The sequence below is a fragment of the Dietzia sp. KRD202 genome (assembly GCF_017168155.1).
Classification (GTDB): Bacteria; Actinomycetota; Actinomycetes; order Mycobacteriales; family Mycobacteriaceae; genus Dietzia; species Dietzia kunjamensis.
The window spans coordinates 1-13307 of the sequence record NZ_JABFAN010000018.1 but is presented as its reverse complement, the minus strand read 5'-3'; the positions used below and the strand labels follow the sequence as shown (position 1 = coordinate 13307).

Below are 13307 nucleotides of genomic sequence, written 5' to 3'. Positions count from 1 at the left end.
TCGCCGCCCCCACCACCCGTCCGCCCGCCACGTCGACGCGGGCGTACCGGCCGCGGGCGGGCTCGCTCAGGGTGGTGACCTCGATCGGCGCACCGGTGTCCGGGCACCGTGATCCGTAGACGTCGGCCGCGAGGGAGCCCAGGGCGACCACGTCGAGCCCGTGGGCCTTGAGTCTGGTCACCTCCGCGCCCCCGAGGTATCTCGCCCGCGGGTCCGCGCCGCTGAGCCGGGCGGCCAGCACCACGGCCTGGTCCCAGGCGGGCGCGACCAGACCTGCGACGACGCCCCGGTGCTGCGCGCAGTCGCCGATCGCGGAGATGGCGGGATCGCTGGTGGTCAGCTCGTCGTCGACGACCACGCCGTGGCCCACCTCCAGCCCGGCGTCGCGCGCGAGGTCCGTCCGGGGCGCGGACCCGGCGGTGAGCACGACCGTCCGGCAGCGCACCTCGCCGTCGTCGAGCGTCAGGGTGACGCCGTCCCACCTCGTGGCGCGTACGCCGGTGAGCACCCGCACCCCGAGTGCCGCGAGAGCGCGGACCAGTACGGCGCCGGCGCCGGCGTCGAGGCACCCGTTCATGGGCCGGTCGCGGGGGTGGACGACGACGACGTCGTGCCCCGCCCCGGCGAGTGCGCAGGCGATCTCCAGGCCGATGAAGCCCGCACCGACGACCGCGACCGGGCCGGGGTGTGCGGCGAGATGAGCGGTCAGTTCTCGTTGACCCGCGGCATCCCGGAGGGTGAACGCGCCGGGCGCCAGACCACGGCCCGGGCCGCGGATGCCGTCGACGGGCGGGATGCGGGGTGCGGCTCCCGTGGCCAGGACCAGGTGGTCGTAGCCGATGCGTTCGCCGTCGGCGAGCTCCACCTCGCGGCAGGCGCGGTCGATCGCCGCGACAGGTGTAGAAGTCCGGACCGTGATGTGGTGACGCTCCCACCACCCGACGGGTTTGAGTCGGGAAACCGGCGCGGGCGCGACGGCGGCGGGGGCTGCGGGGGCCGCCGCAGGCGCGACGACCGGCGGGGCCGCTGCAGGCGCGTCGGGGGCGGCGACCGGCCGGGCCGCGACGGCGTGGGACAGCATGATCCGGTTGTACGGTTCCTCCGGTTCCGCGCCCAGCACGGTCACCGACAACCGCTCCGGGTCCGGCTCGCCGACGCGCAGTTCCTCCGCGAGTCGGGCTGCGGCCATCCCGGCGCCCACCACGACGACGCGGCGCGCGCTCATGCCGCCTCCAGCCGGACCGCGCACACCTTGAACTCGGGCATCCGACTGTGCGGGTCGAGCTCCGGCAGGGTGAGCAGGTTGGCCCGGCCGTCGCCCGGGAAGTGGAACGGCAGGAATACGGTGTCGGTGCGCATGTCCTCGTCGCAGCGGATCACGGCCTCGACCGCGCCCCGCCGCGACACGACGCGCGCCGCTTCGCCGTCGACCAGGCCGGCCGCGCGTGCCACGACGGGGTGGACCTGCACCCACATGTCCGGTTCGGCGCCGGCGAGCTCGGCGACCCGCCGGGTCTGGGCGCCCGACTGGTAGTGCGCGAGCAGGCGGCCGGTGGTGCCGAGCAGCGGGAACTGGGCGTCGGGTGGTTCGGCGGGTGCGCGCGGTTCGTCCACGACGAACCGGGCGCGGCCGTCGGGCGTGGCGAAGCGGTCGAGGAACAGGCGGGGCGTGCCGTCCGGCGAGTCGGCGCCGCACGGCCAGTGGAGGGCCTCGCCGGCGTCGAGTCGGTCCCAGTCGATCGCCGAGTAGTCGGCCTTGCCGCCGGCGGAGGCGCGGGCGAGCTCATCGAACACCGCGCGGGCGTCGGTCGGGAACCGCTCGGGTCCGCGGTCCAGGCGGCGGGCGAGCTCGTGCCAGATCCACAGTTCGTCGCGCACGCCGGCGGGCGGGGTGACGGACAGGCGTCGCCGCAGCACCCGGCCCTCGAGACTGGTGAGCGTGCCCTCCTCCTCCGCCCACTGGGGCACGGGCAGGACGACGTCGGCCAGCGCGGCGGTCTCCGAGAGGACGAAGTCGGCCACGACGAGCGTGTCGAGCGCGCGTAGCCGCTCGGTCACCCGGTCGGCGTCGGGCGCGGAGACCACCGGGTTGGAGGCGTGGAGCAGCATCGCGGTGGGCCCGCCCGGCCGGCCGAGCGAGTCGAGTAGTTCGAACGCCGACAGACCCGGCCCGGGAATCTGCTCCGGGTCCACTCCCCACACCCCGGCGACGTGCGCGCGGGCGGCGGGGTCGGTGATCATCCGGTACCCGGGCAGCTGGTCGGCCTTCTGCCCGTGCTCGCGGCCGCCCTGCCCGTTGCCCTGCCCGGTGAGGGTGCCGTAGCCGCTCCCCGGACGTCCCGGCAGTCCCAGCGCCAGGGCGAGCGCGATGGCGGCGCCCACCACGGCGGTGCCGTCGGCGTGCTGCTCGGCGCCCCGGGCGGTGAGGATGTACGACCCCGCCCCGGCGTCACGCGCGCGGGCGAGCAGGGCGACCGCCCGCTCGAGGTGCGCGACAGAGACACCGGTGACGCGCTCGGTGCGGTCGGGAAGCCAGGCGGCGGCGTGCGCCCACGCGTCGGAGAACCCGCTGGTGCGCTCGGCGATGTACCGCGTGTCGACCGCGCCGGTGACGACGACGAGGTGCAGCAGTCCCAGCGCGAGTGCCGCGTCCGTGCCGGGGCGCAGTCGCAGGTGCACACCGCCCCCGTCGAGGGCGCGCCGCGCGGTCGCGGTGAGCCGGGGGTCGGCCACCACGAGCCCGCCGGCGCGTGCTGCCGTGTCGAGGTGCTGGAGGAACGGAGGCATGGTGTCGGCGGGGTTGGCACCGATGAGCATCACGGCCCGGGCGTCGGCGAGGTCGGTGACGGGGAACGGCAGTCCGCGGTCGAGGCCGAAGCTGCGGTTCGCGGCCGCCGCGGCGCTGGACATGCACCAGCGGCCGTTGTAGTCGATGAGCCGGCTGCCCAGCGCGAGCCGGGTGAACTTGCCCAGCTGGTAGGCCTTCTCGTTGGTCAGGCCGCCCCCGCCGAACACGGCCACACCGTCGGGCCCGCCCGCGGCCTGCGCCCGGCGGATCCCCTCGGTCACGCGGTCCAGGGCGGTGTCCCAGTCGCACGGCTCCAATCGCCCGTCGTGACGGATGAGCGGGGTGGTGAGTCGGCCCGGGTGATCGAGCAGCTCTCCCGACGTCCACCCCTTACGGCACAGCCCGCCACGGTTGGTGGGGAACCACGCGGGCGCCACCTCGACCGCCTCGGCCGGGTCCGCCGCCGGCGTCACCGTCATCGCGCACTGCAGGGCGCAGTACGGGCAGTGCGTGTGGGTGGGCCGGTCCCCGCCGGGGCCCGCCTCAACGGGCTCGGGCACCGTCGTCAGGTTCGGCACCTCCGGGCTGCTGCGAACGGTCGTCATGGTGCTCTCCTCGTCGTCGTCGTCCCCTCGTCCCCGTCGGTCAGCGCGCGGCCGGCACCGGACGTGCGGCCCGGCCCTGTTCCGACGCGGTGCTGGACGCCGCGCCCCCGGGCACTGTCGCCGCTGCCCCGGCCCCCGTCGGCGCGGCGCTCGGACGCCGGAGGTACACCGCCCGCGTGACGAGCGCCGCCACCACGTAGAAGACCGTGAACGCCACGAACGCCCAGGTAGCGGACCCCGACGACTGGTAGGAGCTGCGCAGGGTCATGTTGATGAGGAACCCGCCGAACGCGCCGACCGCGCCGGCGACCCCGATGAGGGCGCCCGAATGCGCGCGCGACCACGCCGCCCGGGCGGCCTCCGGCAGGTCCAGGCCGCGGCTACGGGCCTCGTAGACGGTGGGGATCATCTTGTAGACCGAGGCGTTGCCCATTCCGGTGAGCGCGAACAGGGTGAGGAACGCCGCGAAGAACAACACCAGCGCGCCGCCGGACAGTCGGCCGCCGTCGGCCGCCTGCATGCTCGAGGTGACGATCAGCGCCACCGTCGTCGCGGCCATGCCGAGGAAGGTCACCAGGGTGACCCGGGCACCGCCGAAGCGGTCGGACAGGCGGCCGCCCAGCATGCGGGTCAACGAGCCCAGCAGCGGGCCTAGGAATGTGATCTGCGCGGCGTGGAGAGCGGCGTCGGCCGGGGACTGCCCGTTACCGGTGAAGGTCATGGTGAGCATCTGCCCGAAGGCGAAGCTGAACCCGATGAACGAGCCGAAGGTACCGATGTAGAGCAGTGACAGCACCCAGCCGTCGCGGTCGCCTGCCACGTCGCGCATGCTCGTCACGTCCACGGTGTGGTGTTCGAGGTTGTCCATCTTGCATGCCGCGCCGATGCCCGCGACCACCAGCAGGACCAGGTACACCGCGATCACCCAGTGCGGCGAGCGGCTTCCGGCCGCGGCGATCACCACGAGCCCCACCACCTGGATGGTGGCCACGCCCAGGTTGCCGCCGCCCGCGTTGAGGCCCAGCGCCCAGCCCTTCATGCGCTGCGGGAAGAAGGCGTTGATGTTGGTCATGGACGAGGCGAAGTTGGCGCCGCCCAGGCCCGCGAGGGCGCCCACCACCAGGTACAGCCACAGCGGCTGCCCGGGATTGGCCATGATCCACAGCATCGCCCCCGCCGGGATGAGCAGCACGAACGCGGAGAACATGGTCCAGTTGCGGCCGCCGAAGGTCGCGGTGGCCAGCGTGTAGGGGATGCGCAGGAACGCGCCGGTGAGGGTGACCACCGCGGAGACCAGGAACTTATCCGGCGCGTCCAGGCCGTAGACGTCCGTGGGCATGAACAGCACCATCACGGCGAACAGGGTCCACACCGAGAACCCCACGTGCTCGGCGAACACCGACCAGTACAGATTGCGCATCGCGGTGCGCCGGCCCCCGGATTCCCACTGGGCCGTGTCCTCCGGATCCCAGTCCTCGATCACGTGCGAGCGCGTCATCGCTTCACCTCTCCCCGGTAGCGGGCGCCCCGCCGGCGCCCTGTGCCACGCCACCGTAGGAATCCGCTGTTTCCCCTGCGCTACCCGTCGTGACGGTCCCGTCACGGTGTACTCACGTCTGGCGGTTCGGCCTGTGAGGGTGCCGCTCGCGTGGTCGACTGGGTCCATGTCACGCACCGTCACACAACTCCGCCGCGTCGCTCTCGCCGCGGTCCTCCTGGCCACGCCGCTGCTCGGCCCCCTCGCGACCGCGCCCGCCGCCCTCGCCCAGTCACTCGATGATCCCGCCTGGCCCGCCGACCGCCCGTTCCCACCCGCCACCGACGGCCCGTTCGGATGGGCCGAGCTCTCGTACTGGCCCTACGCCGTCGCGCCGTCGGATCCGCAGTTCTGGGCCCCGAACGGAGCACCCATGCGCGTGCTCTCCCCGTTCGGCACGGACACGGAGATCTGGTGCTCGAACTACGTGTCCCAGGGATCGGACTGTTGGCAACGCGACCCCTCGGGGACGCCGCACCGGCTCCACCGCATCACGGTGCTCTCGGACGTGATCACCGGATCGACGGGGTCCGCGGCCGACGGGAGCGTCCGGGGCGCCTACGACCTGGCCTACGAGCGGGAATGGCCCACCACGTCGGGCGGTATCGGAATCCCCGCCGGCACCGTCCCCGGCTCGACTACCACCACGTGGGTCTCGCTGATGCCGCTCTCCCCGTTCGGCGCCGACTCCCGGGACTTCGACGTGTGGGTGCACCCGGGGTTCGTGCCCGGCAGCTGAGTAACCTGGGACGGTCGAACCCGCTGCGAAAGGATCCACCGCCGTGCCGTTCCCCCTGGATGTCCCCGAGTCCGAGCTGCGTAGACGGCGGAGCCAGAAGTGGGTGGCCTACCCCGAGGACGTCCTGCCGCTGTTCGTGGCCGAGACCGACGTCCTGCTCGCCCCGGCGATCCGGGAGCGCCTCGCCGCCGCGGTGGCGGACGGCGACACCGGCTACTTCGCCGAGATCGAGCGACTCGCCGGTGTGTGCGCGCGGTACTACTCGCGCTTCGGGTACGACGTGCCGGAGGACGCGGTGGTGCCGGTCAACGACGTCGGCGTGGGCGTGCGGGAGACCCTCGCCCGGACCATCCCGGCCGGGAGCGGCGTGGTGTACACGCCGCCGGTGTACATGCCGTTCGGACCGTGGATCCGGCGCGTGGGGATGACGCCGGTCGCGGTGCCCCTGGTCGACCACGACGGCGAGGACCCGCGACTGGACCTGGCGGGCATCGAGCAGGCGTTAGCCGACGGGGCCCGGGCCGTGCTGCTCAGTCACCCGCACAACCCCACGGGCGTTCTTCACGGCCAGGCAGAGTTGGCCGAGCTCGCCGACCTGGCCGCGCGGCACGACGCCGTGGTGGTCTCCGACGAGATCTGGGCGCCCCTGGCCACGCCGGGAGTCGATTTCACCTCGTTCCTGGCCGCCTCCGACACCGCGCGCGAGGTGGGGCTGGCCATCTCGTCGGCGTCCAAGGCGTTCAACCTCGCCGGACTCAAGTGCGCGTTCGTGATCAACGGCAACCCGGAGCGGTTCCACGTCCGGCGCTCGGCGCTGTCGGGCGCCGTGGGGCACTTCGGGGCACTGGCCGCGGAGGCCGCGTTGACCGGGTCACTGGAGTGGCTCGATGAGCTGCGTGCCGCGCTCGCGTCGAACCTCGATCTGATGGAGCAGCTGCTGGCCGAGCACCTTCCCCGCGCGCGGTGGCGTCGGCCCGACGCCGGGTTCGTGGCGTGGATCGACCTGCGCGGCTACCCGGGTCTGGGCGACGACCCGGCCGCGGCGTTCCTCGACGAGGGCCGGGTGGCGCTGAGCCCCGGGCCGGCGTTCGGCACGGAGGGCGAGGGCTTCGCCCGGGCGAACTTCGCCTGCTCCGCCGAGCTGCTAACCGAAGCGTTCGTGCGGATGGGCCGGGTCGCCGCAGAGCGCGGCTGACGCCGGATTCCACGCGCTCGCGCGGATCGGGTTCGGGTCCGGCCCCGCCGTCACCCGCCGGCGGCGCCACCGTGGCCGCGGCGCCACAGGAACACCGTCATCGTGGTGGTGAGGACGGTCCGCGCGTCCTGATCGTGCATCTCGATGTCCATCCCAACCCGCCCCCTCGCCTCGTCGAGGCTCACCTCGGTCACGGTGGCCGTGCCACTCAGCGTGGCGCCCGGACGCACCGGGGCGGTGAAGCGCAGGCGGTCGAATCCGCGCCCGGCGATCACGGCCGACCGTGAGTAGAACGCCTCCACGCTGAGCTTCTGGAGGATCGCCAGGGTGTGGATGCCGCTGGCGATCACGCCTCCGTGGTGCCCGGTCGCAGCGGCGGCCGGGTCCGTGTGGAACCACTGGGGATCCCACTCGGACGCGAAGTCGACGATCTCCTCCTCCGAGAGGGTCATCTCCCCGAGTCGGATCCGATATCCACTGTGCAGATCGTCCGCTGTGATCAGCCCAGACATCTCGCGTTCCCTTTCTGCGAATCGGCCATGGGGACAACGGCCCCGAACGCCCTCCCGCGCGAGGTGGTGCACACGTTCCGCGACACCGAGAGGCGTTCGCACGCGCCGGGATGCTCGTACGGCGGCCGCCCCGGTATCCCCGGGACGACCGCCGTACGGGCCGTGTGGGAGGAGGTCAGCCCTGCTCGGCTGCCAGCTTCTTCAGCGACTCGGTGGGCGAGAAGCGCTCACCGTACTTGGCGGCCAGCTCGTCGGCACGGGTGACGAAGCCCTTGTACCCGGTGGCGATCTTGGCCCCCGGCTCGGAGTAGTTCTTGGCGTACTGGCGGGTGCCGCCGGTCCACGCCGGGAATCCGATGCCGATTATGGAGCCGATATTGGCGTCCGCGTCGTCGACGATCACGCCCTCGTCGACGCACTTCTGCGTCTCGAGGACCTCTGCGAAGATCATGCGATCGATGAGATCCTGGAGCGGGGGTGCGTTGTCCGGGGAGGTGTTGAACGCCTCGCGGAGACCCGACCACAATCCGGCGCGCTTGCCGTCGGCGTACTCGTAGAACCCGGCGCCGGCGGCGCGGCCGGAACGCTCGAGCTCTTCGACCATCTTGAGGATCACCTGGTCGACGGCGTCGGGGACGAACTCCTCACCAGCGGCCTCTGCGGCGTCGCGGGTCGCCTGACGGATCTTGACCATGAGGTTGAGGTTCAGCTCGTCGGACAGCTGCAGCGGGGCCGCCGGGTAGCCGGCGATGCGGCCGGCCTGCTCGATGGTGGCGGGCTCGATGCCCTCGGCCAGCATCCCGATCGCCTCGTTGACGAACGTGCCGATGACCCGTGAGGTGTAGAAGCCACGCGAGTCGTTGACCACGATCGGGATCTTGCGAATGGCCAGCGTGAGGTCGATCGCCTTGGCCAGCGTCTCCGGGGTGGTCTTGTCACCCTTGATGATCTCGACCAGCTGCATCTTGTCGACGGGCGAGAAGAAGTGCAGGCCGATGAAGTCCTCGGGCCGCTTGACGCCCGTGGCGAGGTCGGTGATCGGCAGGGTCGAGGTGTTGGAGCCGAGCAGCGCGTCGGGGGCGACGATGTCCTCGATCTCCTGGAACACCTTCTTCTTCAGCTCGGGCGACTCGAAGACGGCCTCGATCACGAGGTCGCACCCCGCCAGGGCCTGCGGGTCTGTCGTGGGGGTGATGCGGGCGAGCAGGGCGTCGGACTTCTCCTGCGTGGTGCGACCGCGCTCGAGGGCCTTGGCCTCGATGCTCTCCGAGTACGCCTTGCCCTTGTCGGCGGAGGCCTGCTCGACGTCCTTGAGCACGACCTCGATGCCGGCCTTCGCGCACACGTACGCGATGCCGGCGCCCATCATGCCGGCGCCGAGGACACCGACCTTCGTGAACTGGGTGCGCGGGATCTCCGAGCCGTCGGCGGCCTTGGGCCGGGCCCCGCCCGAGGAGCAGTGCTGCATGTCGAAGAAGAACGCCTGGATCATGTTCTTCGCGATGGGGCCGGTGACGAGGGACACGAAGTAGCGTGCTTCGATCTTCTCGGCGGTGGCGAAGTCGACCTGCGAGCCCTCTACGGCGGCGGCCATGATGGCGCGCGGTGCCGGGGAGGGTGCGCCCTTGGTCTGCTTGCGCATGTTCGCCGGGAACGACGGCAGGACGCCGGCCAGCGCCGGGTCACTGATGGTGCCGCCGGGCAGGGTCCAGCCCTTGCGGTCCCACGGCTGGCTCGCCTCGGGGTCGGTCTTGATCCAGGCCTTGGCTGCGTCGAGGAGCTTCTCGGGCTCGACGACCTCGTCGACCAGGCCGGCCTTGAGAGCCTTGTCCGGGGCGAAGGACCGGCCGGACATGAGAATGTTGGGCACGGCCTGCGCGAGGCCGAACATGCGGACGGTGCGGACGATGCCGCCGCCGCCCGGCAGCAGCCCGAGGGTGACCTCGGGCAGGCCGACCTTGGCGCCGCGGGCGTCGGCCATGACGCGGTGGTGGCAGGCGAGCGCGAGCTCGAGGCCACCGCCCAGGGCCGCGCCGTTGAGGGCGGCCACGACCGGAACGCCGCAGGTTTCAAGAGCGCGCATGCGGCCCTTGATGCTCATGGACCGCTCGAAGAGCTCGTCGGCCTGGTCGGGACCGGCCTTGATCATGGACTTGAGGTCGCCGCCGCCGAAGAAGCTCTTCTTGGCGGACGTCAGCACAACGCCCTTGATGGACTCCTTCTCGGCCTCGATGCGGTCGACGGTGGCGGAGAAGTCGTCGATGAACCGGGCGTTCATCGTGTTGGCGCCGTGGTCGGGGTCGTCCATGGTGAGGGTGACGATGCCGTCGCCGTCCTGCTCCCACCGGAACATGTTTTCGCTCACTGGTTTTCTACTCCTATGCCTGTGGTGTCGGTGCGGGTCAGACGCGTTCGATGATGGTGGCCACGCCCATGCCGCCACCCACGCAGAGGGTGATGAGGGCTCGTTTGCCGCCGGTGCGCTCGAGCTCGTCGAGCACCGTGCCGGTGATCATCGCGCCGGTCGCGCCGAGCGGGTGCCCCATGGCGATGGCGCCGCCGTTGACGTTGAGCTTCTCGTCGGGGATGTTCATGTCCTTCTGGAAGCGCAGCACGACGGAGGCGAAGGCCTCGTTGAGCTCCCACAGGTCGATGTCATCGGGGGTCAGGCCGGCGGTGGCGAGCGCCTTCTTGGCCGCCGGGGTGGGCCCGGTCAGCATGATGGTGGTGTCGGCACCGGAGGTGGCCGCGGCGACGACGCGGGCGCGCGGGGTCATGCCCATCTCCTGCCCGGCCTTCTCCGATCCGACGACCACGAGTGCGGCGCCGTCGACGATGCCGGACGAGTTGCCACCGTGGTGGACGTGGTTGATCTCCTCGACCCAGTGGTACTTCTGCAGTGCCACCGCGTCGAATCCGCCCATGTCGCCGACCATGGCGAAGGACGGCTTGAGCTTGGCCAGGGCCTCGACGGTGGTGCCCGGGCGCATGTGCTCATCATGGTCGAGGATGGTGACGCCGTTGATGTCCTTGACGGGCACGACGGACTTGGCGAAGCGCCCCTCTTCCCATGCGCGGGCGGCCAGGCGCTGCGAGCGCTCGGCGTAGCGGTCCACGTCCTCGCGGGTGAACCCCTCGAGGGTGGCGATGAGGTCGGCGCCGATCCCCTGCGGGGAGAAGTAGGTGTCGTAGTTGGTGGCCGGGTCCAGAGCCCAGGCGCCGCCGTCGGAGCCCATCGGCGCCCGGGACATCGACTCGACACCACCGGCGAGGACGACCTCGTCCCACCCGGAGCGGATCTTCTGCGCTGCCATGTTGATCGTGGTCAGACCGGAGGCACAGAAACGGTTGATCTGCACACCCGCGACGGTGTCGGGCATCTTGGCGGCCAGCGCGGCGATCCGCGGCAGGTCCATGCCCTGATCCCCCGTCGGGGTGACGATCCCGTAGATGATGTCGGAGATCCGGTTCTCGTCGAGATCGGGGAAGCGACGCCGCATCTCCTCGATGAGGCCGACGACCAGGTCGATCGGCTTGACCCCGTGCAGAGCGCCGCCAGGCTTGCCCTTGCCTCGCGGAGTCCGGATGGCGTCGTAGATGAATGCCTCGGTCATGGGTGGTCCACGGCCTTTCTCTGAGCGAGCTGATACGTGTTCCGCTTCACACTACGCTGTGCCCACCGGACGGTTCGGACTGCGGTCCGTTTCTGCACGAGACTCACTGGGCTCGCTCCGGTGGCACAGTGGGTCCCGTGACCGAGAACCACGCCGTATCCCCTGCCCTGGCCGAGCTCGCCGATGTCTGCGGCGTCGCATCGAGTTACGAGGACGCCGACGGCGTCCGTCGCGAGGTCCCGGCCTCGACCCTGCGCGCGGTGCTCGCCGCGATGGGCGTCGAGGTCGGCGGCGACGACGACGACGACGAGGGCGGCGTCTCCGAACGTGAGGCACTCGGTGCTGTTCGTCTGCGCCCCTGGCGACGTGTGCTGCCACCGACGCTGGTGGCGCGTGAGGGCACCGCCATCGGGTGCCCGGTCCACGTCCCGCGCGGCGCGATCGTGAATGTCGAGGTCCTTCTCGAGGACGCCGACGTGCCGTCGACGTTGCTCCCCCTCGACGAACCCCGGATCGCCCGGGATGTCGACGGGGTGGCGATGGAGCGGGTCACTCTGGCGGTCCCCGATGATCTGCCCGTCGGATGGCATCGCGTCACCGCAGTGGTCCGAGCCCCGGACGGCACCCGCCACTCCAGTGAGTGCACCCTGCTAGTCCATCCCCGCGCGATCCCCGTGCCCGCCGGACTCGAGGAGCACCGTGCAGTCGGGTTGGCGGCACAGATCTATCAGGTCCGGTCGGAACAATCCTGGGGCGTCGGCGATCTGGCCGACCTCGGGGACCTCGCCGGGTGGGCGAGCCGCGACTTCGGCGCGGACTTCGTCCTGGTCAACCCCATGCATGCGGGTGAGCCGTTCGTGCCGGTCGGTCCGTCGCCCTATCTCCCGACGACCCGCCGGTTCGCCTCCCCCCTGTACCTGCGCCCCGAGCTCGTGCCGGAGTACTCCGCCCTGTCAGTCGCCGACCGCCGTCGCGTGGATGACCTGGCCCGCACCGCGGCTGCGACCAACACTGTGGACACGATCGATCGCGACAGTTCGTGGACCGCGAAGCTCGAGGCGTTGCGCATCCTGTTCATGGTCCCGCTGGCTCGCGCCCGGGCCGACTCGTTCGACCGGTTCGTCGATGAGCAGCCCGGGATTCTGGGCTTCGCCACGTGGTCCGCGCTGGCCGGTGACCACGGCCCCGACTGGTCCACCTGGCCGGAGGAACTCCGGGATCCGGGCTCGGAGGCCGTCGCGGGTTACGCCGACGAGAATCCGGAAGAGATCCGTTTCCACCTGTGGTTGCAGTGGTTGGTCGCGGAGCAGCGGACGCACGCCCAGCGCGAGGCCCTTGCCGCGGGGATGCGTCTCGGGGTCCTGCACGATCTGGCGGTGGGGGTCCATCCCACGGGCGCCGATGCGTGGTCGCTCCACCATTCACTGGCCCGTGGGGTCTCGGTGGGTGCTCCCCCGGACGCCTATAACCAACGCGGTCAGGACTGGTCGCAGCCGCCGCTCCGTCCGGACGCCCTCGCCGAGGAGGGCTACCGTCCCTTCCGCGACATCGTCCGCGCGGCATTGCGGGATTCAGGCGGCGTCCGGATCGATCACATCCTCGGCCTGTTCCGGCTGTGGTGGATTCCCCGGGGCGCGGCTCCGACCGAGGGCACATATGTCCACTATGACCACGAGGCGATGCTCGGAGTTCTCGCACTCGAGGCGTCACGGGCCGGCGCGGTCGTGGTGGGCGAGGACCTGGGAACGGTGGCTCCGGGGGTCCGCGAGACGCTGTCCGAGCTCGGGATCCTGGGCACGTCCGTGATGTGGTTCGAGCAGGACGAGGACGCCCCGATCCCGCCTGAGGACTATCGACGGCTGTGTATGGCGTCGGTGATGACCCATGATCTCCCGCCGACCGCCGGCTACGCCGACCTCGTCCATGTGGATATCCGCGAGGAGTTGGGACAGTTGACGGGCGACAGCGCCGAGGAACGTCGTGGTGCCGAGGCCGAGATCTCGGCCTTCACTGCTGTCGTGCGGGAGCGTGGCCTGCTCGACGGGGACTCCCCCGATGATCTGGTCGTGGCACTGCATCGATTCGTGGCCGAGTCGCCGTCGCTGTTGTTCGCCGTGTCGGTGGCGGATCTCGTGGGTGATCGCCGTGCGGTGAATGTTCCGGGGACGTCGGATGAGTATCCGAATTGGAGGGTGCCGTTGTCGGGTCCCGGTGGTGAGGTGGTGGGTGTGGAGCAGTTGCGGGGTTCGTTGTTGGCGCGTCGGGTGATGGGTGCTGCCGGCGGTCGGGTGGGGTGAGGGCCGGGCTGGTGGTCGGG

At 71.4% G+C, this 13307-nt stretch carries 9 protein-coding genes; 3 read left to right on the top strand and 6 right to left on the bottom strand.

Going from position 1 to position 13307, the window contains the following annotated elements:
* The 3 genes from J1M64_RS13910 to J1M64_RS13900 all read right to left on the bottom strand — a co-directional run.
* Positions 1-1225 (bottom strand): NAD(P)/FAD-dependent oxidoreductase (locus J1M64_RS13910; RefSeq protein WP_206474512.1); only part of this gene is annotated, 1225 nt, incomplete at its 3' end.
* Complete coding sequence (locus J1M64_RS13905) at positions 1222-3393, bottom strand: molybdopterin oxidoreductase family protein (RefSeq protein ID WP_206474511.1); 2172 nt, start codon at positions 3391-3393, stop codon at positions 1222-1224. The genes J1M64_RS13910 and J1M64_RS13905, both read right to left, overlap by 4 nt.
* A gap of 40 nt (positions 3394-3433) precedes the next feature.
* The gene (locus J1M64_RS13900) at positions 3434-4891 is read right to left on the bottom strand and encodes a NarK/NasA family nitrate transporter (RefSeq protein WP_206474510.1); all 1458 of its coding nucleotides are present in this window, start codon (positions 4889-4891) and stop codon (positions 3434-3436) included.
* Positions 4892-5057: 166 nt separating this feature from the next.
* Between J1M64_RS13900 and J1M64_RS13895 the strand changes: the two genes are divergently transcribed.
* Both J1M64_RS13895 and J1M64_RS13890 read left to right on the top strand, forming a co-directional pair.
* A complete protein-coding gene (locus J1M64_RS13895; RefSeq protein ID WP_154830375.1) occupies positions 5058-5669 on the top strand; it encodes a hypothetical protein in 612 nt (203 codons plus the stop codon).
* A gap of 43 nt (positions 5670-5712) precedes the next feature.
* Positions 5713-6864, top strand: coding sequence for a MalY/PatB family protein (locus J1M64_RS13890; protein ID WP_206474509.1), 1152 nt, complete (start codon positions 5713-5715; stop codon positions 6862-6864).
* Between the two features lie 50 nt (positions 6865-6914).
* On the opposite strand, the gene J1M64_RS13885 is transcribed toward J1M64_RS13890, so the two are convergent.
* From J1M64_RS13885 to J1M64_RS13875, 3 genes are all read right to left on the bottom strand, one after another.
* Positions 6915-7376, bottom strand: coding sequence for a MaoC/PaaZ C-terminal domain-containing protein (locus tag J1M64_RS13885; RefSeq protein ID WP_206474508.1), 462 nt, complete (start codon positions 7374-7376; stop codon positions 6915-6917).
* A gap of 175 nt (positions 7377-7551) precedes the next feature.
* Entirely contained in the window at positions 7552-9729 is a 2178-nt protein-coding gene (locus J1M64_RS13880; protein ID WP_187700147.1) for a 3-hydroxyacyl-CoA dehydrogenase NAD-binding domain-containing protein, read from the bottom strand.
* Between the two features lie 49 nt (positions 9730-9778).
* Complete coding sequence (locus tag J1M64_RS13875) at positions 9779-10990, bottom strand: acetyl-CoA C-acetyltransferase (RefSeq protein ID WP_096905959.1); 1212 nt, start codon at positions 10988-10990, stop codon at positions 9779-9781.
* A 137-nt stretch (positions 10991-11127) separates the two neighbouring features.
* Between J1M64_RS13875 and malQ the strand changes: the two genes are divergently transcribed.
* Positions 11128-13287, top strand: a complete 2160-nt coding sequence (gene malQ, locus J1M64_RS13870; protein ID WP_206474507.1) for a 4-alpha-glucanotransferase — start codon at positions 11128-11130, stop codon at positions 13285-13287.
* Positions 13288-13307 lie beyond the last annotated feature (20 nt).